21 protein-coding genes are annotated in these 24,247 nt (G+C 73.9%); 11 read left to right on the top strand and 10 right to left on the bottom strand.

All coding sequences use genetic code 11. The features are described 5' to 3' along the window. Positions 1 to 17: 17 nt before the first annotated feature. The 6 genes from ACFSJS_RS06495 to ACFSJS_RS06520 are packed head-to-tail and all read right to left on the bottom strand — an operon-like array spanning position 18 to position 6,432. Positions 18 to 842: a class I SAM-dependent DNA methyltransferase gene (locus ACFSJS_RS06495; protein ID WP_380897730.1), complete on the bottom strand. Its 825-nt coding sequence runs from the start codon at positions 840 to 842 to the stop codon at positions 18 to 20. Then, complete coding sequence (locus ACFSJS_RS06500; RefSeq protein WP_380897732.1) at positions 839 to 2,125, bottom strand: MFS transporter; 1,287 nt, start codon at positions 2,123 to 2,125, stop codon at positions 839 to 841. The genes ACFSJS_RS06495 and ACFSJS_RS06500 overlap by 4 nt, the downstream gene beginning before the upstream one ends. Beyond that, positions 2,122 to 3,225 carry a dipeptide epimerase gene (locus ACFSJS_RS06505; RefSeq protein WP_380897735.1) on the bottom strand — a complete coding sequence of 368 codons (1,104 nt, stop codon included), beginning with the start codon at positions 3,223 to 3,225 and terminating at the stop codon, positions 2,122 to 2,124. The genes ACFSJS_RS06500 and ACFSJS_RS06505 overlap by 4 nt, the downstream gene beginning before the upstream one ends. Then, positions 3,222 to 4,307 (bottom strand): PLP-dependent cysteine synthase family protein, encoded by a 1,086-nt coding sequence (locus ACFSJS_RS06510; RefSeq protein ID WP_380897737.1) that lies wholly within the window; start codon positions 4,305 to 4,307, stop codon positions 3,222 to 3,224. The genes ACFSJS_RS06505 and ACFSJS_RS06510 overlap by 4 nt, the downstream gene beginning before the upstream one ends. After that, on the bottom strand, positions 4,304 to 5,164 hold the full coding sequence (locus ACFSJS_RS06515) for a Rossmann-like domain-containing protein (protein WP_380897739.1): 861 nt from the start codon (positions 5,162 to 5,164) through the stop codon (positions 4,304 to 4,306). Before ACFSJS_RS06515 ends, ACFSJS_RS06510 begins: the two co-directional genes overlap by 4 nt. Further along, positions 5,161 to 6,432, bottom strand: coding sequence for an ATP-grasp domain-containing protein (locus tag ACFSJS_RS06520; RefSeq protein ID WP_380897741.1), 1,272 nt, complete (start codon positions 6,430 to 6,432; stop codon positions 5,161 to 5,163). Before ACFSJS_RS06520 ends, ACFSJS_RS06515 begins: the two co-directional genes overlap by 4 nt. A gap of 679 nt (positions 6,433 to 7,111) precedes the next feature. Between ACFSJS_RS06520 and ACFSJS_RS06525 the strand changes: the two genes are divergently transcribed. Continuing rightward, positions 7,112 to 7,873: an SAVMC3_10250 family protein gene (locus tag ACFSJS_RS06525; RefSeq protein ID WP_380897743.1), complete on the top strand. Its 762-nt coding sequence runs from the start codon at positions 7,112 to 7,114 to the stop codon at positions 7,871 to 7,873. Between the two features lie 192 nt (positions 7,874 to 8,065). Here ACFSJS_RS06525 and ACFSJS_RS06530 read toward each other — a convergent pair whose 3' ends face one another. Beyond that, complete coding sequence (locus ACFSJS_RS06530) at positions 8,066 to 9,334, bottom strand: hypothetical protein (RefSeq protein ID WP_380897745.1); 1,269 nt, start codon at positions 9,332 to 9,334, stop codon at positions 8,066 to 8,068. A 101-nt stretch (positions 9,335 to 9,435) separates the two neighbouring features. Here ACFSJS_RS06530 and ACFSJS_RS06535 point away from each other — a divergent pair, with 101 nt between their 5' ends. The 4 genes from ACFSJS_RS06535 (at position 9,436) to ACFSJS_RS06550 (ending at position 14,873) form a co-directional block, all read left to right on the top strand. Then, a complete protein-coding gene (locus ACFSJS_RS06535; RefSeq protein WP_380897747.1) occupies positions 9,436 to 10,206 on the top strand; it encodes a prepilin peptidase in 771 nt (256 codons plus the stop codon). 207 nt (positions 10,207 to 10,413) lie between these two features. After that, positions 10,414 to 11,202, top strand: a complete 789-nt coding sequence (locus ACFSJS_RS06540) for an FHA domain-containing protein (protein WP_380897749.1) — start codon at positions 10,414 to 10,416, stop codon at positions 11,200 to 11,202. Beyond that, positions 11,199 to 12,275: a serine/threonine-protein kinase gene (locus tag ACFSJS_RS06545; protein ID WP_380897752.1), complete on the top strand. Its 1,077-nt coding sequence runs from the start codon at positions 11,199 to 11,201 to the stop codon at positions 12,273 to 12,275. The genes ACFSJS_RS06540 and ACFSJS_RS06545 overlap by 4 nt, the downstream gene beginning before the upstream one ends. 105 nt (positions 12,276 to 12,380) lie before the next feature. Beyond that, complete coding sequence (locus tag ACFSJS_RS06550) at positions 12,381 to 14,873, top strand: Hsp70 family protein (protein ID WP_380897754.1); 2,493 nt, start codon at positions 12,381 to 12,383, stop codon at positions 14,871 to 14,873. Between the two features lie 260 nt (positions 14,874 to 15,133). Here ACFSJS_RS06550 and ACFSJS_RS06555 read toward each other — a convergent pair whose 3' ends face one another. Both ACFSJS_RS06555 and ACFSJS_RS06560 read right to left on the bottom strand, forming a co-directional pair. Continuing rightward, the gene (locus ACFSJS_RS06555; protein ID WP_380897756.1) at positions 15,134 to 15,613 is read right to left on the bottom strand and encodes a pyridoxamine 5'-phosphate oxidase family protein; all 480 of its coding nucleotides are present in this window, start codon (positions 15,611 to 15,613) and stop codon (positions 15,134 to 15,136) included. A 1,478-nt stretch (positions 15,614 to 17,091) separates the two neighbouring features. Then, positions 17,092 to 17,775, bottom strand: coding sequence for a class I SAM-dependent methyltransferase (locus ACFSJS_RS06560; RefSeq protein WP_380897758.1), 684 nt, complete (start codon positions 17,773 to 17,775; stop codon positions 17,092 to 17,094). A 714-nt stretch (positions 17,776 to 18,489) separates the two neighbouring features. Here ACFSJS_RS06560 and ACFSJS_RS06565 point away from each other — a divergent pair. The 5 genes from ACFSJS_RS06565 (at position 18,490) to ACFSJS_RS06585 (ending at position 22,559) form a co-directional block, all read left to right on the top strand. After that, positions 18,490 to 19,794 (top strand): MFS transporter, encoded by a 1,305-nt coding sequence (locus tag ACFSJS_RS06565; protein ID WP_380897760.1) that lies wholly within the window; start codon positions 18,490 to 18,492, stop codon positions 19,792 to 19,794. Positions 19,795 to 20,311: 517 nt separating this feature from the next. Then, positions 20,312 to 20,929, top strand: a complete 618-nt coding sequence (locus ACFSJS_RS06570; protein WP_380897762.1) for a DUF6230 family protein — start codon at positions 20,312 to 20,314, stop codon at positions 20,927 to 20,929. Continuing rightward, complete coding sequence (locus ACFSJS_RS06575; protein WP_380897764.1) at positions 20,920 to 21,309, top strand: DUF6114 domain-containing protein; 390 nt, start codon at positions 20,920 to 20,922, stop codon at positions 21,307 to 21,309. The genes ACFSJS_RS06570 and ACFSJS_RS06575 overlap by 10 nt, the downstream gene beginning before the upstream one ends. Then, entirely contained in the window at positions 21,306 to 22,025 is a 720-nt protein-coding gene (locus ACFSJS_RS06580; RefSeq protein ID WP_380897766.1) for a hypothetical protein, read from the top strand. The genes ACFSJS_RS06575 and ACFSJS_RS06580 overlap by 4 nt, the downstream gene beginning before the upstream one ends. A 279-nt stretch (positions 22,026 to 22,304) precedes the next feature. Beyond that, positions 22,305 to 22,559, top strand: a complete 255-nt coding sequence (locus ACFSJS_RS06585; RefSeq protein ID WP_380897768.1) for a DUF1876 domain-containing protein — start codon at positions 22,305 to 22,307, stop codon at positions 22,557 to 22,559. Positions 22,560 to 22,617: 58 nt separating this feature from the next. On the opposite strand, the gene ACFSJS_RS06590 is transcribed toward ACFSJS_RS06585, so the two are convergent. Continuing rightward, the gene (locus tag ACFSJS_RS06590) at positions 22,618 to 22,911 is read right to left on the bottom strand and encodes a DUF1540 domain-containing protein (RefSeq protein WP_380897770.1); all 294 of its coding nucleotides are present in this window, start codon (positions 22,909 to 22,911) and stop codon (positions 22,618 to 22,620) included. Between the two features lie 320 nt (positions 22,912 to 23,231). On the opposite strand from ACFSJS_RS06590, the gene ACFSJS_RS06595 reads away from it, so the two are divergent. Further along, the gene (locus ACFSJS_RS06595) at positions 23,232 to 24,098 is read left to right on the top strand and encodes a universal stress protein (protein ID WP_380897772.1); all 867 of its coding nucleotides are present in this window, start codon (positions 23,232 to 23,234) and stop codon (positions 24,096 to 24,098) included. The last annotated feature ends 149 nt before the right edge of the window (positions 24,099 to 24,247 follow it).

Raw genomic sequence — 24,247 nt, forward strand, 5'->3', positions numbered from 1 at the left:
TGGCGGTGGGAAAGGGCTCAGGCTGCGGGCCGGTGCTCCGGTGGCCGGGCGCGCAGCCGGGCGACCAGGTGCAGTCGGTCGCCGTCGGCCGTGCCGTCCGGGGCGGGGGCGCCGGGGCGCCAGGGCGGTTCGGTGCGCGGCCCGGGTCCGTCGTGCAGTTCCAGCACCTCGAACCCGGCGGTGTCCAGCAGGTGGCGTATCTCCTGGGGGAACAGCAGCCGCCAGGCGGAGCGCTGCTCCACGGGCGGGGAGCCGTCGTCGGCGCTCCACACCCGGCGCCGTCGCAGTAGCTGGGCCGCGCGGTCGATCCACAGGGTGGTGACGGAGGTGTACGCGGTGCCGTTCCAGGTCAGCGACCGGGTGCGGGGGGCGTCGAGCAGTTCGGTGCTGCCCAGGAAGAAGGCGCCGCTGCGCATCTCGGCGACGAGCAGGCCGCCGGGTGACAGGTGCCTGCGGCAGGCGGCGAGGAAACCGGCGAGTTCGGTGTTGGTGTGGCAGTACAGCAGCGCGCTGTCCAGGCAGACCACCGCGTCCACCGTGCGATCCAGGGCGAAGTCGCGCAGGTCGGCGCGGAGGTAGTCGGGGCCGGGGTGGTGGAGGCGGGCGTGGGCCAGCATCGTCTCGGCCAGGTCGATGCCGGTCACCTGCCGGCCGAGCCGGTGGAGGTGGGCGGCGTCCCGCCCGGTGCCGCATCCCGCGTCCAGGACCCGGGGGCCGGCACCGTGGCGCAGCAGGACGTCCTCGGTCCAGCGCGCGGCGACGCGGTCGGGGTCGGGGAACTGGGCCTCGTACAGTTCGGGGCGGTCGGTGAGCAGGTTGCCGACGGTCGTGTCTTCCGTCACGGGACCGCCTTCCGGACGGAGGTGGTACGGGAGGGGGGCACCGGCTCGGGCAGGACGGCCCGGCGGCGCAGCACGGCGACCCCGGCGGCGGAGGACAGACCGAAGGCCAGGCAGCACAGCCACGGCAGCCACGGCAGCTCCATCCGCCGCCCCAGGTCCATGGCCCAGCCGACGGCGGTGTTCCCGGCCGCGGCCGCGATCCCGGAGACCACGTAGAAGACGCCGAAGTGGGTGCCGGTGAGCGATTCCCGCCCGAAGGCGGGGATCAGCTCCATGACGAAGGGCTGGGCCACCATCACGCCGAGGTAGAGCAGGAACGCCCCGGCCAGGACGGGCAGCATCCGCAGTGCCGCCGCGGCCGCCGTGTCCGGCGGGCCGGTGTCCGCCCGGCCGGTCACCGGCAGCGGGAGGAGGAACGCGGCGCCCATCAGGGCGAGTCCGGTGGCGATCCAGCGTCCGCGGTCGCCGCGCTCCTTGAGCCGGGCGGTGATGCGCAGTTGGAGGGCCAGGCCGGCGACGGTGCCGGTGAGGAAGACCAGGCCGGCCGCGCCCGCCCAGCCGGTGGCGGTCCGGGCGCCGTCCGGCAGCAGGAGGTAGAGCTGGGTCTCCAGGGTGAACATGCCGGTCATGGCGAGCGCGAACAGCAGGAAGCGGCGGTTGGCCAGCGCCTCCCGCCAGTCGCCGAGGACCGAGGTCCGGCCGGTGCCCTCCACCTCGCGGGCGGGCAGGACGAGGGCCTGGGCGACGGTGAGGACCGCGAAGACCGCGGCGGCGGTCAGCGCCGAGGTGCGGAAGTCCACCAGGAGCAGGACGCTGCCCAGCAGCGGCCCGGTGAGCGCACCGCAGGTGGCGAAGAGCTGGAAGAGGGCGAACGCCTCGGCCCTGCGCTGCCCGGACTCCACGGAGATGTAGGCGCGGACGGCCGGGTTGAACAGCGCTCCCGCCAGCCCGCTGAGCACGGAGGCGGCGAGCAGCACGGTGAGGGAGTCGCCGAGCGCGAAGAACCCGAAGCCGACCGTGCGCAGGGCGCAGCCGGAGATGATGACGCCGCGGGCCCCGAGGCGGTCGGCCGCCGACCCGCCGATGATGAACAGGCCCTGCTGGCTGAGGTTGCGCACCCCGAGCACGATCCCGATCGCCGCGGCCGACATTCCCAGGTTCTCGTCCAGATGGAGGGCGAGGTAGGGGATGAGGAGGTAGAAGCCGGTGTTCACCCCGAACTGGTTGACCAGGAGCAGGCGCACGGCCGGGGGGAAGCCGCGCACCGCGCGGAGGGTCTTCACGCGGAGCCCCCTCCCGGCGGGAGTGCGGCCGCGGGGGGGACGGCGGCCGGCGCCGGTGCGACGCCGAGTCCGGGCAGCCCGGTGGTGCGGACGGTCCCGTCCTGGCCGCCGATGCCCTGCCACGGGTCGCGGGCGAGCAGCAGGTGGCCGTCCAGGTCGGCCCAGCGGGCGCGGTCCGCCAGGTGCACCGCGGGCGCGATGCCGAGTGAGGAGGCGGTCAGGCAGCCGAGCATGACGTCGGTGCCGCTGCCGCCGAGGGCCTCGATGATGCGCAGGGCCTGGTGGACACCGCCGCATTTGGCGAGCTTGACGTTCACCCCCTGGACCCGTCCGGCCAGGCGGAGTGCGTCGTCGTAGCCGACCGCGTCCTCGTCGGCGATCAGCGGCAGGGGGGAGTGCTCGGCCAGCCGGACCAGCGCCTCCACGTCACCGGGGGCGGTGGGCTGCTCGACCGCCTCCACCCCCAGGGCGGCGAAGCGCGGCAGCAGCGCCTCGGCCCGCCCGGGTGTCCAGGCGCCGTTGGGGTCCAGCAGGAGGCGCGCGCCGGGGGCGGCGTCGCGTACCGCCGCGACCCGGTCCAGGTCCTCGGCCGGGTCGGCCGTACCGGCCTTGATCTTCAGCAGGCGGAACCCCCTGGCGGCCAGGGAGCGGGCCTGGGCGGCGGCGTCGGCCGGATCGGTGATGCCGATGGTGCGGGCGGTCGCCGCGGCCGGCGGTGCGCCGTGGGCGTCCCGGCCGGGCAGCAGCCGGTGGACGGGCTGCCCGGTGTGCTTGCCCAGCAGGTCCAGCAGGGCGGAGTCGACGGCGGCCGTGACGCCCGGCGGGAGTTCCGCGGGGAGCAGGGCGCCCTCCCGCAGGGCGGCCAGGGCGGGTGCGGGGCCGGAGTGCCGGGCCAGCGCGGGGGCGGCACGGCCGAGCAGGGCGCGGGCGGCCTGCCCGGCCGTCAGGCCCAGGTACGCGGAGCCGACCACCTCGCCGTACCCGGTGGCCCCCGCGGACTCGACGCAGGCCCACACGGCGTCCCGGCGGGCCATCACGGACCGGGAGATGCGCAGCGGCCGGTCCAGTTCGAGGGAGACGGTGCGGACGGTGAGCTTCATGCCCGGCCCTCCGCTCCGGTCGCGAGCGGGTCGACGACGGTGCGGCAGCGGGTCCACCCGGTGGCTTCGACGGACTGCGGGTGCGGGATCTCCAGGGGCCGGTCGCACGGCGGGCCGCCGGTGCCGATGCCGTTCCGCAGGCAGTAGTCGTCGTCGTAGATCGTGCCCAGGTAGCGGTGGGGCCCGTCGGGGAAGACGGTGGCCACCACCGCGCCGGGCCGGGTGCGGGCCGCCCACGCGGCGACCAGGGCGACCGCGCCGGTGCTCCAGCCGCCGCTGACGAAGCAGCCGCGGGCCAGCCGGCGGCAGGCGTCCACAGCCTCGTGCGGGCCGACCCAGTGCACCTCGTCGAAGATCTCGTACCGGACGTTGCGGGGGTGGATGCTGCTGCCCAGCCCGCGCATCAGCCTCGGACGCGCGGGCTGGCCGAAGATCGTGGAGCCGACCGAGTCCACCCCGATGACGTGCAGTCCCGGCCAGCGGCGGCGCAGCGGGCCGGTGAGTCCCGCGCTGTGCCCGCCGGTGCCCACGCTGCACACCAGGACGTCCAGGTGCTCCAGGGCGTCGCCGATCTCGGCGGCCATGGCGGCGTAACCGGCGGTGTTGTCCGGGTTGTTGTACTGGTCGGGCCAGTAGGCGCCGGGCAGCTCGGCGAGCAGTTCGCGCAGCCGGGCGATCCGGGCGGCCTGCCATCCGCCGCGCGGTGCGGGACGGTCCACCAGTTCCAGCCGGACCCCGTGGGCCCGGAGCAGACCGCGCACCGCGGGCTCCAGCTCGGCGTCGCCGACGAGCACCACGGGATGGCCCAGGGCCTGCCCGGCGAAGGCGAGTCCGACACCGAGCGTGCCCGAGGTGGACTCCACCACGGGAGCACCGGGCCGCAGTTCCCCGCGCTCCCGGGCGCCGCGCAGCATGGCGACCGCGGCGCGGGCCTTCAGCCCGCCCACCCCCTGGGCCTCCAGCTTGGCCCAGAAGCCGGGGTGGGGGCGGGGGAGGGGGACGGCGATGCGGGCCAGGGGAGTGCGGCCGAGGAGGGACAGCAGCTCGGGCGCGGCGGCCTGTTCGGCGGTGAGCGTGGTCATGTGGCGTCCCCCGGCCTGTCCCCCGGTCCGTTCGGCAGGCGGTAGTGGTGGAGCACCCCGGGGCCGCCGTCGAGCCAGAAGAAGGGGTAGGGCTCGGCGGAGACCGCCGTGACCCCGGCACCCAGGAAGCGCGGCAGCACCGCGCTGCCGGTCTGGGCGAAGAGGACCAGCGGCTTGCCGGTGGTGCGGGCGTGCTCCAGCAGCGGCTCGAAGGTGCCGTTGCCCAGGGTCATGCCGGAGACCAGCAGGGCGTCGCAGCCCTCCAGCTCCGCCTGTGCGTCGGTGCGGACCGGTTCCCCCCACTCGGTGGCGCCGCCCTTGAGGTCGCACGGGATGTAACCGGTGCCGCGCTCACGCAGCCGCTCCAGGAGGGAGTTGACGACGCCGACGACCAGGACCCGGCGTACGGCGGGGCCGGACGGCAGCAGATCGACGACCGCCCGGGCGCGGGCGCGCGACTTTCCCAGGCTGTCGCCCGGCGGCAGGGGGAGGGGCCGGGCCCCGTGGGCGGGGGTGTGCGGCAGGACGTGGGCGAGGTAGGCGTCCAGGGCGGCGATCCGCACCGCAGGCAGCGGATGGTCCAGCAGGTGGGCGACATCGGCGCCGACACAGTCGTCCAGCGCGCCCTGCGGCAGCGTGCCGGGCTCCACCGCGCAGGAGCCGACCGCCGCGGCCAGCCGCAGACTGAGCACCTCGTTGCGGTATCCGCCGCCGCGGCCCCGGTGGCGGACGGCCTGGGTGGTGGTGAAGGCCAGGGAGATGCGCTGACCCGCCGGATCGGGCCCGAACTCGCCGCCGCGCACCCGTCCGAGGAGTTCCGCGACCGACCGGACGGCGGGCACGGTGGCGGCCGTCACGCACCCACCTCCACGGCCCCGGTCCAGCGGGGGCGCAGTCCGGCCAGGACGGTTTCCGCCCGGGCGCGGGCGGCGCCCGCCTCGGCGGAGGTGACCATGACGTGGCCCAGGTAGTCGTTGTTGCTGGTGGCCGCCCGCACGGTCCGGCCGGGCGCGACGAGGTCCAGTTCGCGGACCTCGGGGGCGGACTGCGCGGCCTCGGCCCCGTCGAAGCCCGCGAGCTCACCGTCCCGGTCCGGCAGCAGGAAGGCGATCGCGGCACTGCGGACGCCGGTGTCCCGGGGGGTGAGGCCCGGGTGGCGCCCCAGTGCGATGTCCACGGCGGCGGCGGGCAGGTCGACACCGGTGACGTGCCGGACCAGCTCGGTGATCCGGTTGCCGGCCGGGCGGGGGTTGACCTCGACGATCCGCGGACCGCCGGCCGTCAGCTTGATCTCGGTGTGGGCGACGACCTGGTCCAGGCCCAGGGCCCGGAGCGCGGCGACCGCGGTGTTGGCGGCCTCCCGCACGGCGTCCGGATCCAGCGCGGCCGGGAACATGTGGCCCGTCTCGATGAAGGCCGGGGCCCCGCCGACGCTCTTGTCGGTCACTCCCACCACGTGGCAGGTGCCGTCGTAGGACACCGTCTCGACACTGACTTCCGGACCGGTGAGCAGCTCCTCCAGCAGGACGGCGGAAGCACGCCGCTGGCCCCGCGCGTTGACCGGGAAATCGCCCATCGCCTTGTACGCCTCGGCGAGCTGCCTCTCGTCGGCCACCCGGCGCACGTACATCCCGGCGCACAGATCGGTCGGCTTGACCACCAGGGGGAAACCGATGTCCGCGGCGGCCCGGGCCACCTCGGGCCAGTCCCGGCACACCGCGTAGCGCGGCCCCGGCACCCCGGCCTCCTCCAGCGCCTGCCGGGTCGCGTCCTTGCGGCAGGCGGTCTCGACGGAACGCGGTGCGGGCCCCGGCAGGCCCAGGCGCTCCGCGACCCGGGCCGCCGCCGGGAGGTAGTAGTCGCAGGACGAGACCACACCGTCGAAGCGCAGCACTCCGTGCAGCCGCTCGGCACGGTCCAGCAGCGCGGGGAGGTCGTTGGTCTCGACGGTGAGTACGTTCTCCGCCGCGAGCAGGGGGTGCGGCCCCGGCGGCCGCGCGGAACGCAGGTAGTGGTGCAGGTTCCTGGTGAGGAAGGTGAAGCGGTGCCCCGACTCCCCGATCGCGCGGGGCAGTAACCGACTCATCGACCCGACCCAGCTCTCGATCATCAGCAGATGTCCCACGGTTCACCCTTCGCGTGGCATGAGCACGGCCGCGAGAGAGGTTATCGATTATCGTTTTCATTGTCACCTGATGGTGCGTCGGAAATTTCGGCGGACGGGTCACCGGGCGCGGCGGGGTGCGGCGTCTCCGGGCGCTGTCGGGGCATCCGGAGACGCAGCGCTCCGTCCTGGTCCCGGGAGATCCGTCGGAGGAAGCGGCCGTCGCCCGCCGTGCCGCGGAACGGGCTGTGGCACGGTGGTGCGGAACCTGCGCCAGGCGTCCACCGCCGACGTGGTCGCGCACCCGGCCCGTGTGATCGGCGTGCGCACCGTCCTGCCCGCCGACCGGTCCGCACCGGGGACCGGGGCGGTCGCCGCTGCTGCCGCCGGTGTGCCGCGCGGCTGCCCGGCTCGTTCGCCGTACGGCCGGCAAGGGGCTGCCGGAGGGCTCGCGGTTCCGTGTCCCTTGGAGTCGGTGCCGGGGAAGCGGGCGCGGTCGCGGTCCGGCTCGGGGAGGGACCGGTGGGCGTCGCGCCGGGTGCGGCGGGCCGGAGCGTGAGGACAGGGGCGGAGGAGCCGGCCGAGGGCGGCGTGGGCCGCGCGATCCGCGCCGCCGGGGAGCCCGGCAACCGTCTTCGCCCCCGGCGCCGCGGAAAGGCGTTGCCGCCCCCTGCCGCCCCTGGGATGGCTACGATCCGGTGTGTCCGCGACATCAGGGGGATCGGTGCGGGAACTCGTCTACCTGTCAGACAACAAACTGAAGCAGTTCGTACCCGGGAGACGGCGGTGGGGCAGGACAGGCCGCCGTCTCAACAGGTTCAGGCTCGACGCCAACACCCCCGTGGGCGGTGGAGGGATCGAATTCGATCTCGGCGGGGAGCCGGCCCCCGCCGCGGCCGCGGTCCGGGACCTCGACGCCGTGGTCGGGTACATCGAGGAACACGCCCTCTGGTACCAGGATCCGGACGCACGGGCAGGCCGATGGGTCTACTTCGAGGCACCGCTCCACTTCTTCCGCGTCGGCAGTCGGGACCCGGGAATCGGAACGGTCCTTTTCCTCGACTCACCCGTCTCGGACGGTTACGCCCCCGGCCCCTGCCGTCTCCTGCTCCACGGGAACGACCGGCATCTGCTCGCGCCCCTCCCCAGTACGGGCCTGACGCTGAAGGACGTGGCCGGGAGCGCCTTCACCGCTCCCGGTGTCCGGCGCACGGCAGGCGTCGGGCAGCCGCCCGCCGCGGACCGGATCGACGCAGCTCCGGAGCCGATGCTGCCCCCGGCGCCCGCGCCGCCCCCGTTCGTGGTTTCCAAGGTGATCGAGCGCGCCGACTTCCTGCCGCCCGCCGGTGCGGCCTGGATGCGAGGCTACGCGCGAGTCACCACCCTCCTCGAAGCACGCGGCGCAACGGTGACCGTTGCGACGCCCCTGTACGTGGAGTACGCCCACGACCTGCCGGACTAGCCGGTGCCCGGATCGGGGGCGCGGACCGGTCCGCGGCCGGACGGTGCCCGGGCGGCCGATCCGTGGGGCCGGCCGCCTCCCGCCGGACGACCGGCGCACTCGTCGTGCCGCTCTGCCCTCCCCGGCCGGATCGCTCCCGGGCAGACCGGGGCGGCGCCGGGCGAGGTCGGAGCGGACAGCACCGGCTCCGCCTCACGTCCGGCCCCGGGACCTCAGCCGCAGCCCGAAGGCGGAGACGGCCGCAGAAGCCGCCCCGATCGCGATCGCGGCGGAGAGGTCGTCCGCCGCCCCTTGGGCGACGATGAACCCCGCAAAGCCCGCGACCATGGTCCTGAGAAACCCCGAGCCGTGCGAGAACGCCTCCGGTGGAGGCGAGAACACCTCCGGCGGAGGCGCCGCGGAACCGCCGAGACCCTCCGGCCGCCGAGCGGCGTCTCCGGCTCCCGACGCGCCGTACAGCAGGATGCGGCTCGCGCTGACCGACGAGCGCGTCTCGGGGCTCACTGCGAACTCCTCCGCGAGGCCGAGGAGGGTCGTGCACGCCTCGGGGTGCACCCGGGCCGCCCCTGCCGAGGGGGGCGGTCCGCCCGCCAGGAGGACGGCGCAGGCGCCGAGCCGGTCGGCTCCCAGGTCGAGCACCTCGGCTGCGCGGCGCTGGGACGCGTGGGACGCGAAGGGCTTCAGCCTGCGCAGGACGGGCACCGCGGTCGCCGTGAGGAGGTCGGCGGCGGCGGCCGGAGAGCCGCTCCGGATCTGCTGCCCCGCCGCTCTGAGTGCGTCGGAGGCGCTGTCGTACGACAGCGCCAGCACCTCGTCGAACACGTCGTCCAGGAGGTGTTCGCCCAGGCCGGACCAGGCGAGACAGCAGCGCACCAGGTGGTCCGCGTCCTCCGCTCCCGCCGCGAGCCGGGCGACCGGCATCACCAGTGCGCGCGGAAGCTCTTCCCGGACCGCGTCGACGGAGGAGGGCTCAAGGCGGGGATCGTCGAGAGCGTCGGCCCGCCGGCGCAGGTGGCACCAGAAGTCCTCGCGCTCCACGAGCGCCGACCACAGGCCCGCCGCCTCCTCCCACTCCCGCTCCCCTCCGGGCCGCCCCTCCGCCGCCTCTCCCCGCCCGCTCGCGTCGAGTTCGGCGTCGAGCAACCGGGAGTGCAGCCGTACCGCCTCGTCGTGGTCCTGGTGCAGCGGGGACGACGGGGAGCAGCCGCAGGATCCGGACGGGGAGCCCCAGTACCAGAACATCTCGTGGACGATGCGGTGCCGCGGGTCCCGGAGGACCTCGAAGGCCGCGAGCACTCGCTCCCACCCCGGACCGACGGCACCCTGCACCTTGGCCTCGCGGTACCTGCTCCGGACCTCACCGCGTGTGGCGCCGGTGGGCAGTCCGGCGGTGCGGAAGGCGTTGCCGCGGTACAGCTCGGGCCCCGCGAGCTCGCGCAGCCGCGCCAGGCATTCGTCCATCCCGCCCAGGATGGCCGCAGTACCGCACCGCGCGCCATGGGATCGGTGAAAATCCGGCGGTACGCCACGAAGGTGCCGCCGCGCACCCTACGCTGTGAGCCATGCACACGGGACTGATCGTCCTCGCCGGCCTGTTCGGCGCCGCGGCCGGGGTGCTGCTCGTACCGCGCATGGCCTACCGGTTGTCGGTACGGCCCGGGCAGGACTGGCGCGCCACCTGCCCCGGCGGGCACCTGCTGCCGGGTTGGACGGGGCCGGCGTACTGCGGGGACTGCGCCTCCGCACCCGGCCCGGCCGGCGGTGCGGGCACCGGGCGCCGCGGCGGCTGGTACGGTCCCCGCACCGCCGCCCTCGCCGTCGACACGGCACTCGTCTGCGCTCTGCTCGCGTACACCACCGGGCCACGTCCGGAGCTGGGCGTCTGGCTGTCGCTCACCCCGTTCGCGGTCGTCCTGTGCCTCACCGACTTCACCGTGGGGCGACTGCCGAGCGTGCTGACCCTGCCCCTGGCCGGAGCGTGCGCCGCTCTCCTCGGGGTGGCGGCGCTGTTTCCCGGTACGGCGGGATCGTGGCCCTCGGCACTGCTCGGCGGGACGGCCCTCGGCGGCGTGTACTACACGCTCCACCTCGTCAGCCCGTCGGGCATGGGCCTGGGCTGTGTCAAGCTCGCGCCCACCGTCGGAACCGCGCTGGGCTGGTACGGCGAGAGGACCTTCCTCATCGGTTCCTTCGCGGGTTTCGCCCTCTCGGCCGTTTACGCGCTGGGCATGATGAGGGCGGGCCGGGTGAGTCTGCGTACGTCCATGGAGTTCGGTCCGTTCGCGGTCTGCGGCGCGCTGATCGGTGTGGCGGTCGGTGGCCTCACCGCCTGAACCGTCTCGTGCGGACCCGTATCGGTGCCCCTTTCTCGGCACGGGGCGCAGGAGGAGGAACGTGCCCGATCGAATCCCCGCTCCGGAGCCCGTGGCCGGCGGCTCCGGTTTCCAACCGGATCTCAACAGTCCTCCATCGGCATCGTCCGGCCCGGCCCGCAGACTCGGAACACCGGCGGCGGGGACACCGGGAGAGGACGGCCGCACGTGAGCAACCGACCGCCGGTGAGGCTGAGGGTGACCTCTCCGACCGGAAAGGCGAGGATGTACGACCTGGAGAAGGCGCTGTACACGGTCGGGCGCGCGGCGCCCGGGTACGAGCCGGACATCGTTCTGGATCCCGACCCGCAGGGCTGGATCAGCCGGTTGCACTGCATTCTGGACCGGGAGCACGGACAGTGGTGGGTCACCGACCACGCCAGGAACGGCACGCTGCTGCAGCGTGGTGCCCCGGACACCGAGGTGCGACCGGTGCGCGGCAGGGAACTGCTGAGGCACCGCGACACCCTCCTCGTCCTCGGCGACATGGTGGGCGACGAGGCGCGGCTGTACTGGAGCCTGACGTACCTCGACGCGCATGCGACCCAGCCGGCGCCGCCCGGGCCTGCGGGTTCCCGTCCGGGGATTCGCTACGACAGCGTCGGATGCCGTGTGTACCGCGTCGAGGGCGGCAGGGAGACCCTCGTCGAGGGGCTGCGGCCGAAGGGCCACCAACTCCTGCGCCACATGGTGTCCCTCAGCGGCGGCAGGCATGCCGAGGCGGTCGCCTGTGACCACGCCGAGCTCATCGCCGCGCTCTGGAGGCCCCCGGAGGAATGGCCGCCGGGGAGGTCGTACAACAGGACGGACCTCGCGGGTGTGGTACGCGCGGTACGGCTCCGTATCGAGCCCGATCCCGCCGATCCGCGGATCCTGGAGACCGTCCCGAAGGTCGGGTACCGGCTGTACGTCCACCCCGGGCCCCGGTCCCGGGGCTCCGGAGCGGAGTGGGGATGACCGGAGGAGCACAGGCCCTGCTGTGCCGGGGCCGGCGGGTCAACGGCGGGCTCGTCGTCGACCGCAAACTGGGGGAAGGCGCCTTCGCCGAGGTGTACCGCGTCAACCACCCGATCTTCGGGTGGCAGGCGCTGAAACTCTTCAAGCACGTCGCGTCTCGCGAAACCACGTCAAGGATGCTCGACGAGGCCCGGATCCTCTCGACCCTCGGGCATCCGAACATCATCCGGGTGTTCGACGCCAACACCGTGCAGACGTCCGAGGGCATGCGCGGCTACATCACCATGGAATACGTGGCGGGCGGCAGCCTGGAGCGGCTCGCCGCCGCTCATTCCGGGGCCGTGCCGGTCAACGAGGTCGTCACGGTGGTACGGCAGACCGCCGAGGGGCTCGCGGTCGCCCATGAGCGACCGCACCCCATCGTGCACCGCGACCTGTCGCTGGCCAATGTGCTCGTCACCTACGACGACGACGGGCTGAGGGTCAAGGTCAGCGACTTCGGTCTGGCCAAGGAGACCGACCCCGGAACACTGACGGCCAGCGCCAGGGGAACCCCGGCCTTCATGCCGCCCGAGGTGCTGTGCGGCGGCAGCGGGCACTCCTGCGCCTCGGACGTCTGGGCCCTGGGCACCATCGCGTACCACCTGCTCACCGGCCACTTCCCGTACGGCGGCGACGACCTGGTCGACCTCTTCTCCCGGCAGCGCTTCGAGGAGCCGCTCGTCCCGCCCAGCGCCTTCAACGACGACGTGCGGCCGGATCTGGACCGGCTGGTTGCGGACATGCTCCGCGTCGATCCCGGTGGGCGGCCCGCCACGGCCCGCGTGGTGGCCAAACGGGCGGAGCTGCTGGAGCCCTCGGCCGGAGCGCGCTCCGAAGGCCCCGGGGACGGGTCCCCCATGTCCGGGGAGGAGGCCGACAGGCGGGTGCGGGAGGCCATCGCCCTCTCCAGGGAGCCCGGCAGGCTGGCGGAGGCGGCGGACCGCCTCGAGGAAGTCGTCAGCCGTGATCCCCGGCTGAGGGACAGACACCTGAACCGGCTCATGAACTGGCGTCGGGGCGTCCTCATCTGAGCCGCTGCCCGGCGGCGGGAGGGTTCCCCGGGCCGGGGACAGCGGGTCGACACCCGAGTGATCCCGCCGGAGGCGGCGGGACGAGTGATACAGGAGATGACCGCGTTGCGCGAAACCATCGACTTCGGAATCGACCTCGGCACCACGAGAAGCGTCATCGCGGTGGCGGAGGACGACGGTGTGAGGGTGATCAAGAACAGCGACGGCTGGGACTGCACCCCGTCCGCCGTGTGGGTTCCAAAGGAGGGTGTGGTCCACGTCGGCCGCCGCGCGCGTGCGCGGACGCTGAAGGACCACGAGGACATCGCCACCGAGTTCAAGCTGGGCATGGGGGTGTCCGGCACTCCGCGGCACTTTCCTCGCTCAGGGGTCTCCCTCACTCCCGAGCAGCTGTCCGCCGAGGTCCTCAAGTCGCTGTGCCAGGACGCGGCCCACGAGTACGGCCGTCCACCCGAGGCCGCCGTCATCACCGTTCCCGCCTCCTTCACCGTGAACCAGACCAGGGCGACCAGCAGCGCGGCCGCGCTCGCCGGCCTCGGCGAGCAGTGCCCCCTGGTGCAGGAACCGACAGCCGCCGCGATCGCGTACGGCGCGCAGGACGCCGCAGACTCCGAGCACTGGATGGTCTTCGACCTGGGCGGCGGAACCTTCGATGCGGCTGTGGTGAGCAAGAGGGACGGGGAGCTCGAACTGATCCAGCACGCGGGAGACCCCTATCTCGGCGGCAAGCTGATCGACTGGGCCATCGTCGAGGGGTTGCTGGCACCCGCGGTCCGGCAGGAGCACCGGCTGAGCGACTTCGTCCGGGGGAACCCCCGGTGGAGCGCGAACTTCGCCAATCTCAAGCTGGAGGCGGAGGAGGCCAAGATCCAGCTGTCCCGATGCGACACCTTCCACATCGGTGTGGACCTCGAGGACGGCAGGGGCGGCATCCTGCCGTTCGACTACACGCTCCGCCGGGGTGCCGTGGAGGATCTTGCGCTGCCCTTCTACACCCGTGCGATCGGGCTCTGCCGGCGTGCGCTGGCCGAGAGCTCGCTGCGCCCCGACCACATCGACCGGCTGCTGCTGGTCGGCGGCCCCACCCTCGCCCCCGGGCTGCGGGAGCTGCTGGCCGACCCGGCGGCAGGCCTCGGCATCCCCGTCGACCACAGCCAGGACCCCACAACGGTGGTGGCCCGCGGTGCCGCTCTCTTCGCCGCGACGATGCGGCTGCCGAGGAGACCGCCGAAGCCCGGGCCGGGCGAGTTCACGGTGGAACTGCACTACGAGCCCCGTGCCGTCCAGACCTCCGGTGTCCCGGTCTCCGGGAAGCTGGTCAGCAGCAGTACCGTGGACTGGACCCGGTACGCCGTCGCGCTGAGCAATCCCGCAGGGCATCCGCCCTTCCACGGCCCGCGCGTTCCCCTCACACCGGACGGCACCTTCTGCGCCGAGGTCGACATCGACGCGAGCGCCAAGTCCCACTTCACCCTGGAGTTGACGGACGCCTCCGGCACCCCCCAGCGGCTGAGTCCCCGAACGCTGACCATCACCCCCACCCCTTTCCTGCCGCCCGACGCCGTGCTGACCGGCACACTCGGCTTCGGCATGGCCGACGGCACGTTCGCACCGATGATCCGCAAGGGCACCCCCCTGCCCGCCAGGGTGACGAAGACCTACCGGACGACCATCCCGTTGCGCCGCACCGAGCAGAACGCCGTCATCCGCATTCCACTGCTGGAGGGGGAGCGCAGGCAGGCCGACCGCAACACCCGTGTCGGCATGCTGGAGATCCGCCCGCAGGACGTGCGTATCGACCTGCCGTCCCAGAGCGAGGTCGAGGTGACGTTCGACATCCGCGCCACGAACCGGGAGGTCGTCGTCACCGTCGACGTTCCGCTGGTCGAGGCGAAGTTCGAAGCCGTCGTCAACCGCTCCGAGCTGCTTCCTCCCGACCACGGCCTACTCGTGGACCGTTTCCACGACCTGGAGAGCCGCCTCCTCACGGTCCGGCGGCGGGTGGAGAGCGCGGACTGCGAACGAGCCCGGTCGATGCTGCGCGAACTCACCGGGCAGAAGGCTCTGCTGCACCTGCGCAAGGAGATCGACGCCGCAGCCGTCGACGTGGCCGCGGCTACGGCAAGCGACCGCCGGATCCGCGATCTCCAGGCGGTGCTCGACGACATCGAGGAGGCGATGGAGATCCCCGGCCTGCGGCGGGAGCTGTCAGCGGCGCTCGGCCGCTGTGAGGAGCTGGTGGAGCGGATCGAGGCCGGCCCGGCCGAGCGGAGAGAACTCCAGAGCCTTCGCCACCGCTCGGACACGGCAGGTGACGACACCGATCCCACGACCGTGCGGCGACTCGCCGTACGAGCCCGCGATCTCGAGATCGATCTGCTGCGCCGAACCGACCAGTGGCCTTACCTGGTGTTCCACTCGCTGGTCGACCTGCGGGACGCCATGACGTCACGGGCCCAGGCGGACTCCGCCATCGCCGAGGGCATGAGAGCCGCTGCCGCGCAGGACCGCGGTGCCCTCACCCGTGTCAACGAGCGGCTCCGTCGGCTGCTGCCGCCGGAGTACTGGGAGGGGAACCTGATCGGCGGGCTGCAGTAGGTCCCGGGCGGACGGGCGTGCGGGAATCGCGTGGAGGCGCGCGGGAAGTGTCTCCGAGGAGGCCGTAACCGTGCCGTGGGCGGCCCCGGCCGCCGTGCCCCAGCGGGCGCAGCGCGACGGGGGCCCACGGAGCGCCGAGAACCACCGAGCGTGCCCCCGTGCTCCCCCCCCCCCGCACCCGCGTTCACGCCACGCACACGCCGCTGCACGGAGCGGAGTGGAGTGTGGCGGGAACCGGCACGTGGACGCGCCCCCGCGCGCTATGGCCGGACGGTGCCGTGCTCCGCGTCGAAGGTGTCGCCGGTCAGTTTCGTCTTCACGAAGCTGAGCAGCGAGGAGATCTTCCCGCCGGGGGTGTCCCAGTATTCGGCGCTCTCCACGTCGACCCTGACGAGCACCGCGTCCGGGTTGTCGGGGCCGCCGGGCAGCCACGCCTCGGCGAAGGTGTTCCACAGCTCCCCGAGTTTGGCCCGGTCGTCGACGATCTCCGCGCGTCCGGTCATCGCCACCCAGGAGTCCCGGGAGGAGAAGGTCAGCGACACCCGCGGGTCCACCCCGATGTCGCGGACGTGGCGGGTGTCCCGGGCGGTGATGAACCACAGCTCGGCGCTCGGCTCGACCTCCTGGCGGGCCATGGGGAAGCTGTGCGGCCCCTCCGACCCGTAGGTGGTCATCATCGCGATGGGCATGTCCCGCATCAGCTCGACCAGCTTCTCGCGCTTCTCCCGCTCGTCGGACATGGGCCCTCCTGCCTCGTGGGGGTGGCCGTACGGTGGCCCTTCCCGCAGTACCCGGTTCCGCGCCCCCGACACGGCCCGGCGCGTGCCCCGGCGGTCGGGTTCCCGCCGCCCCGGCCGGTGCCCCGGCCGGCGCCGACGATTCGTTCGGAGCGAGGGCCCGGGCGCGCCGAACGGTGGCCCGCTCCCCGGTGCGGGCGGCGGGCGGCCGTCCGCCGGCGGGCCCGACAGGACGAAGGCGCCGCACGCCCCGGCGGGTCGCCGGTGGCGGGCGGCACCACCTGCGCCTCCACCTGCACCTCCACATGCCGCAGCCGCCCCGGGTGCGCGAGCCGCGCCCGCGGACCGCTGTCGCGCCACTGCCGGAGTGCGGTCAGTTCGATCTGCCGGCCGGTGAACGGGAGGATGGGGAAACGGGCGTTGAGCATCCGGCTCGGCAGCCCCGACAACCACTCCGCGTCGGTCCCCGGGGGAGGACGCCACTTGGCCGGCAGGTAGACGAGCGTCCCATCTCCGACCACGTGGAGGTCCGCCCCGATCGTGCCGTAGGCGAATCCCGCGGTTGCCGTGACCCGCTGCTCGACGTGCGGCTGCGGCCCACCGGGCCCGCCGGTCGTCATCGGCCGGCGGGCGACGCCCTCGGGGACCTGGGAACGGGCGGTGACGCATGACGGGCGATGACGTTGCCGCCCGGCACGGCGAAGACCCGGCCGTGGTCTCGCGCCACGCTGCGCCGGCCCCAGTGGCGCTCGTGCTGCGGCAGTGCGGACAGTGCCTCGGAGGTCAGCGCGCGGATCTCCTCGGCAGCGCCGGGATGCTCCCTCACCGGCTCTCCGGAACAGCCGGACCACGGCTGTCCGAGTGCTCGGCCGGGCACCGGCGGCCATCGCGGCGACGGTGGCGGCACCGGCGCCAGCGGCCGGAGCGGTGAGCGACTCCCTCAGCATGGGGCCTCCCTGAGCCAGCCCCGTGAAGGGCGATCCCGGCGCGGTACGGCCTGTCTCCCGTAACCCGGCAAGGCAACACGGCCCGCAAAGGGGGGGAGACAGGTTTGTGCGGTCGTCATTCCTGGTGGGGTGACACGGTGAAGGCACGACTGAAGTCTCCGGCTGCCGCCAGTGGGATGCCCGTTGCCTGCGCCTGGTCGAGGACGGCCCGGTGCCCTGTGGGAACCCCTCGGGATTCTGGTCGGCCTGCGGCTGGGCGCCGCCCATCCGAGCGGCGCCACAGCCGGTCGATCGGGCCCCTGGCGGTAGACGATGCGGGTGGAGCAGCCGGTCGGCAGGCCTTCGGCCAGGGCGCGGTTGCGGGAGCCGCCGGGCCGGGACAGGTCGATGGTGGGCATGGGCGCGGCCGGGTCGAACGCCACGGTGGAGGGGGCGTCGAGCACCCCGGCCGGGTCGCCGGCGATCAGGCGGCGCAGGGCGCGGGCGAGGTCCTGGGCGGCGCCGGCTCGTCGGCTGGTGACGGCTGCTGCCCCCTCATCCGGTGGCGGCCTGGAAGAGACGGCAGGAGACGGGGTCGCCTCCCTCCGGGGCGTCGAGTGCGTTGACCCGGTCGACGGCGAGCCCGTGTTCGGCGAGCAGGTTCTCCCACGATTCGGGGGCGAGGACCCACATCCACACGGTGAGCCGGCCGCCACCGGCCAGGGGCAGGATCTCCGGCCGGGCGGTGACGGTGGCCGAGGGGCCGTGTCCGTCGGAGTCGGTGTGCAGGACGGAGAAGACCAGGCGACCGCCTGGACGCAGTGCGGCGGCGACGGCAGGCAGGAGCCGCCGGGGGTTGATGTAGGCGAAGCCGTGGATGGAGTAGATCACGTCGTACGGCTCCGCGGTGCGCAGATGCTCGACGGCGTCGGCCAGGATCAGGTTCAGGCCGGGTTGTCGGCCGTACCGGGCGCGGGCACGCTCGTACTGGGTGGCGGAGGCGTCGACCGCGTCGACCAGGGCACCGTGTTCACGGGCCAAATGGGCGGCGTACCTGCCCGTCCCGGAGCCGAGGTCCAGCACGCGGCGGCCGGAGACGTCCCCGAGGACCTCGGCACCGGGGCCGGTCGGCCAGAAGCCCCAGGTGAAGCGGTCCACGTCGGGCGTGTCGGTGCCACGTGCCAGGTGGTGCGCGCCGTAGGCGGTCCAGGCTTCGGAGTTCGTCGGTTCGGCGTCCATGGCGCTGTCCTTCCGGGGCGGCGAAGGGGCAGGGCAGATCGGTCCTGTGGCAGCTTCCGTCCTTTCGACACCCCTGTGGAAGGGCGCGGTCGGTGTCGGCCGGACTGTGCGGCGCCCCCGTGGCGGAGTCCGGGGGAGAAGGCCAGGGGCTCCGGAGACCGGGGAACTCGTACGTGACGGGCGGTGGGTGCCGAGGACTCCGGCGGGGCTCGGGATCCACAGTCCGCCGTGCCGGTGTCGGATCGGTGAGCTGTGGAGGGGACGTCGAGCGCGACTCGATACGGGACCTGAGGGGCTCCTGCGGCGGGTGCTGACGGGCGAGGCCGCCCGCGCAACGGCCAGGGGGTCCGTCCCGTTACGCCCTCGCCTTCGGACACCAACCCCTCCGGGCACAAGAGGGGAGAGGTTCCCTCAGGGAGTGAACTGTTTCCATTCGCATCTCCATGGTGCCTTCGCCGCGTTCACTCCGCACTCGAATCGGCCGGGGTGCCGCAGGCCGTCAAGCCGCAACCCTCCCGGTCAACCCGTCGACGGCGGCAGGAGATGGCTGCACGGGTCTTGACTGCCGCCGAGGGGACGGTGATGGTTGATTCGTTTCAATCCACCGGACGGGTCAGGCGTCCACACCTCACCGCGCAGCGAGCCGCGCACGGCTGCGACGAGGAGGTGGCCCGGAACCGCCTGCCGGTACCACACACGACCGAAGGGTTCCCCGTGGCATCCGCGCAGGCATCGCAACCGGCCCCCGCGACTCCTGCCGGGGCGGACGGCGGGGCCACCCGGCAGCAGTGGAAGTGGACCGTCCTGGCCGGCATGGCCTCCTATCTGGACGCCGGATCGATCGTCGCGATCAGTTCCGGACTCAGCCTGTTCCAGGCGGAGTGGGGGCTCTCGGACGGCATGATCGGCACACTGACGGCCATAGGCCCCAACGCCATCGGCGCGGCCATCGGGGCTTTCGTCGGCGGACGGCTCGGTGACAAGCTCGGACGCAAGCGCATCTACCAGTACGACCTGCTGGTCTACGCGGCGGCCATCTTGGTGATCGCCTTCGCGACGGGGCCCGGGATGCTGTTCGCCGGCACCTTCGTCGTCGGCCTCGCCGTCGGCGCGGACGTACCCACCTCCCTGGCCCTGGTCGGCGAGTTCTCCCCGGCCAAGGCGCGCGGAAGGCTCCTCGGCTTCACCCAGGTGAGCTGGAGCCTCGGTCCGGTGGTCGTGCTGCTGCTGGCCTGGGCGCTGGCCGACCTCGGCATGCTCGGCATCCGGATCGTCTTCCTGTCCCTCTTCGCGGTCTCGATCGTCACCTACCTGCTGCGCCGCGGCATGGTGGAGTCGGCCACCTGGAAGGCCGCCGCGCGGAGCGGCGAGGCCACCGCGGCCAAGGTCGGCGACCTGTTCCGCGGCCCGCACCTGCAGGCCATGCTGCTGACCGGCGGCATCTACCTGTTCTGGAACCTGGCCGCCGGCACCAACGGCACCTTCACCCCCTACATGATCAACACCCTGGGCGCGGGTGACCAGGCCGCGAGCGTGGCGTTGACCTGCGCGAGCTTCGCGCTGGTCATCCTCGGGTCCGTGGCGTTCTACATGCGACTCGCCGACCGCAGCCACCGGCACCGGAGGGCCATGTGGATTTCCGGTTCGCTGATGCAGGTCGCGGCCTACGGCGTGTTCCTGTTCGCGGACTTCACCATCCCGGTCATCGTCCTCAACGTGGTCCTCTTCGGCATCGGACAGGCGCTGGCGGGCGAGGCCGTCTACAAGACGTACAGCCAGGAGCTGTTCCCGACCATGCTGCGCGGCACCGCACAGGGCATCACCTTCGGCACCTCCCGCGTGGTCCTGGGCATCTGGTCGTTCTTCGTGCCGGCCCTGGCGGCCACCGGCATCACCACCGTCGCCGCGTTCCTCACGGTCTCGCTCGGCGTCTGCGCGGTGATCGGCCTGTTCCTGCCCGACACCACCGGCAAGACCCTGGAGCGGATCGAGGCGGAGCGCTCCGCGGCCCGCGCCTGACGGCCCCGGCTCCCGGCCCACGGGACTGCGGGGCGTTCGGTTCCGTCCCCCTTCCGGTGGTGACGTGAAGCCGCCGGGCGCTTCCGGTCGACGCAGCCGCAGGCGGCGCCGCGACCCGGCTTCCCGACGCGTCGGAAGCGCGGGGGAAGTGCTCCCGCAGGTACGGGGCCGAGCCTGTGCCGCCGTGCGGGCAGCCGGTGGAGTGCGACGGCCGTGCCGGCCGGCCGCACGGCGGTGCTTCCCGTGGGGGACGGCCGGCCCCGCAGGGCGCGGGAGAAGGCCCCGAATGGCCGAAAAGGGCCTGCGAGGATTCTTGCCGGTGACCACTGGCGCACCTACAGTCATGCTACTCGCCGGTATTGACATGTTCACTAATACCGGACGGACCCCCGTGTGCGCCTCGCGGCCGCGGGGTGGAGCCGCACCACCGAGCACAGTTCGACGAGCCACCGATCCGTCGCAGTCCGATGCAGAAGGCGTGCCCGCGAGCCACCGCGGGCCGCCGGAGGGGTGTGTGATGAAGGACGTCCAGGACAGAACCGCCGCCGGCCGCGTCAGATGGCGCCGGTTCGCCGCCGTGGCCGTGCCCGGCTTCGCCGCCACCGGGGCGCTGGCCGTCGCCCTGGCCCAGGGCGCGCTCGCCGCGTCGTTCGCCGTCTCCGGGCAGCAGTTCAAGGTCTCCGCCGACCGGCTCACCGGAACCGGCTTCGCCCAGTACGGGAGCGTGGACGTCAACGCCCGCGACGAGCTGCTCCCCGTGGCCGTGACCGGCATCAGGGAGGCCGACCTCCACGGCCTGTGCCAGTCGGTCGTCACCACCCTGCCCCTCCTCGGCGACATCTCGCTGAACCTGACGGCCGGCAAGGAACGGCCGGTCGAGGCCACCGACCTGTTCGTGGACGCCACCCAGCTCTCCGGCGACGCGTCCTTCCGGAACATCGAGATCGGCCGGGACGCCTCCACGCTCGACAAGGGCCCCGACGGCGCCCAGGGCATGCAGGACGCCTTCTCCCAGCAGGCCGACAGCATCGAGATCGGCAGCCTGCGGCAGGTCGCCTGGGCCACCAACGCCGGGACCTTCAAGCTCCCCGGCCTGAACATGAAGATCACCAAAGGCAAGCGCGAATGCTTCTGAGGTGGCGGCGCTGGCGCCGCAGCAGGCCCTTCTGGGGCGGACTGGTCACCGCCGCCGCGGGCGTGGAGATCGCCGTCATCCCGCTGGCCCCGCTGACGGTGATGCTGCACCAGGGGGTGGCGGGAGCCGCGTCCGTCCTCCTGGGCGCCGTCCTGGTCGTGATGGGCCTGTCGGCCTGGTTCGCGCCCCAGTACCGCTCGCTCGCCGGAATCCTCACCGCCATGGTCGCCGCGACGGCCCTGGTCCTCTCCAACCTCGGCGGCTTCCTCATCGGGACGCTCGCCGGTGTCATCGGCGGCGCGATGCTCTTCGGCTGGCAGCCGGACGCACCGCCGCCGTCCCCCCACCCCGCCCCCCGACCCTCGAAGGAGACAGTGTGACGCACCGTCCACCAGCCCCCACCGCCCCCCGCCGCGCCCTCCGCACGGCGGTCGCGGCCGGCGCCGGACTGACCGCCGCGGCCGCCCTGGTGCTGGCCGGGACCGGGAGCGCGACGGCCCGGCCGGCCGCCGCGGGCTCCACCACGGTCACCCCCGCCGGCCACCACTTCGCGGCCAACCTGACCGGCAACGCCACCTTCAAGGCCGGCGCCGTGACCGTGACCTGCACGGTCTCCAGCTCCCAGCCCACCTCCCCGACGGGCGCCGACGACGCCAACCGGGTCCCGGCCGCCCCGGACAACGGCAACGCCGCCGGCCCGGTCGGCGGGCCCCTCAACGCGCCCACCTACAGCTCGTGCCGGACCAGCATGCCGGGCGTCTCCGCCACCGTCACCACCTCCGGCTCCTGGGGCGTCTCCGTCCAGCACGGCAGCCCCTCCACCGCGAACCTGGCCATGCCGCGGGGCGGCCTCGTGGTGAGGACCAGCGGACTGGCCAACTGCACGGTGACCGCGGCGCCCGACGGCGCCGCCACCGTGGCGGGCACCTGGACCAACGGGGCGCCCTCCAGGCTCACCTTCACCAACGCGGCGGTGCCCGTCGACGTCGTCGGCGGGTTCGGCTGCCCGACCAGCGCCACCAGCTCCGTCTTCAACGCCGCCTACACCGTCACGGACGTGACCGACCCCGCCTCGCAGATCACCGTGGGCCCGTAACCGGCGGGCCGCGACCGCACCGAAGGGCCCCGGACGGCGGCCAGGCAGCCGTCCGGGGCCGCCCCGCGGCGTCCGCTGCGGCCCGGGGGAGGCCGGGGTTACGGTGGAACCGGGGAACCGGGCGCGCACCGGCGCCGAGGAGGCGGCGGCCGGCGCCCCCGCCGAGCCGGGCCCCGGAGCAGGACGGCGCGCACCCGCGGCGTTCGGCGGTCCGAGCCGCGCCGGTCCACCCGCCGCATCCCGGACCGCGCGGGCTTTGCACCACCCAAGGAGCAGACCATGACGCACACACGGGACTGGAAGGTCCGCCTCCACCTCTTCGAGGACCGGGGGACGACCAAGGCGCACGCCGTGCTGGACATCGGGGACACGGCGGTCACCGGGCAGGGCGTCGCACGGCGCAACCCGCACGACCGGGACATCCCGGAGATCGGCGACGAGCTCGCCGCGGGCCGCGCCATGAACGACCTGGCGGTGAAGCTGCTGGGCATCGCGCGGGACGACATCGAGGGCGTCTCGCGTCCGGGCCCCTGAGGGATCCGTCCCGGGCGGCCGCAGGCCGCCCGGGGCCGGCCCGGGGCCCCGCCGGAACTCAGCGCGGGGAGTAGGTCAGGCAGTCGGCCGTGTCGTGCCGGGCACCCACCGAGATGCCGGTGGCGTGGCACTCGAAGTCGGCGTTGTAGCGGCAGTCGGACATCTTGCAGGCGCCCACGTGCCCGGCCGCGGCCGAGCTGCCGCCCTTGCGCGGCGAGGTGAAGAACGTGTCGCAGTGGGCGTGCTGAGGATCGCCGACGGTGATGGCCAGCGCGTGGCAGACGTGCTCCCTGTTGTAGGCGCAGGTGTCCACCGCGCACTCGTTCACGACGGGCATCTCCGTGGTTGCCATGTTCTCCTCCTGGGCTTCGGCGCCACCGGGCATCCCGGTCTTCCGGTCCGGTCGCGGACCGCCGCGTGGAGTGGTTCCCCGTCCGGCGCGTGCGGCCGCACCGACCCGGGGCCGGGTTCACCCGGACGCCGGGGAACGGGCGGCGGCAGGGGCCGCGGGGCACTGGCCGAGACGGCGGGAGGAAGAGGAAAAGTGTGCCAAGCGCCGCACGAAGACGGGGAGGGAGGAGAAGCGGGACTCCGGGCCCACCGGGGTACCCGGCACCGGCCGGAACGGGAGCGGACCGCCGCCCCCGCACGAGTGCCGGAGGTGGCAGGACCATGACCCGCAACGTCACCGTGGGCCTGGACGGCTCGCGCGAGAGCCTGGCCGCCGCGCGCTGGGCGGCCCTGGAGGCGGTGCGCCGGAGGCTGCCGCTGCGGATCGTGCAGGTGCGCGAGCCCCACCCCCGTCTGCTCCCCTCGGTGGAGCCCGAGGCGCAGGAGGGGTGGGAGCGGATCGCGGACGAGGCGGCGGCCGGCCTCGTCCGGGAGCACCCGGGGCTGGAAGCGGACGTCGAGCGCCTGGCCGGGCGCCCGGCGGAGGTGCTGCGGGACGCCGCGGGCGGGGCCGAGGTGCTGGTGCTGGGCTCCAGGGGGCGCGGGACGCTCGCGGGGTTCCTGGTCGGCTCCGTGGCGCTGTCGACGGTGGCCCACGTGGAGTGCCCGGTGGTGCTGGTGCGGGCGGGTGCCGAGGACGGGGAGGCGCCCGCCGAGCCGGAGGGGGACGTGGTGGTCGGGGTGGACCTGAGCCGGCCGCACGACGAGATCGCGGCGTTCGCGTTCGGGGCGGCCGCCCGGCGCGGGACCGGGCTGGAGGTCCTCCACGGCTGGGACCCGCCGCCGGTGTACGGCATCGGCCCGGTGGCGATGAGCCCGCACCTGCTGGACGACCTGGCCGAGGAGAAGGCCCTGGCCCTGGACAGGGCCCTGCGGCCCTGGCGGCAGCGGTACCCGGAGGTGGCGGTCAGGCCGCGAACGGTGGTCGGGCGGGTCTCGCACCACCTGCTGGACGCGGCGGAGCACGCCTGCCTGGTGGTCGTCGGCCGCCGGAGCCGCCGTTCGCCGCTGGGCTTCCACACCGGGCCGGTCACCCACGCGGTGATGCACCACTGCGCGGCGCCGGTCGCGGTGGTCCCGCACGGCTGACGCCCCGGCTCCGGTGGAGCGGTGGCCGGCGCGGCGGTGCGCGGCGGACCGGCGGGGATCGGCAGACCAGGCGGGAAGCCGGTTCTCCGGTCAGGCTGGTAGGGGGGCGGGACGCGCACCCGCGTCCCGCCGTCACACGGCCGGACGGG

Source organism: Streptomyces desertarenae (assembly GCF_042681365.1).
GTDB classification, from domain to species: Bacteria; Actinomycetota; Actinomycetes; order Streptomycetales; family Streptomycetaceae; genus Streptomyces; species Streptomyces desertarenae.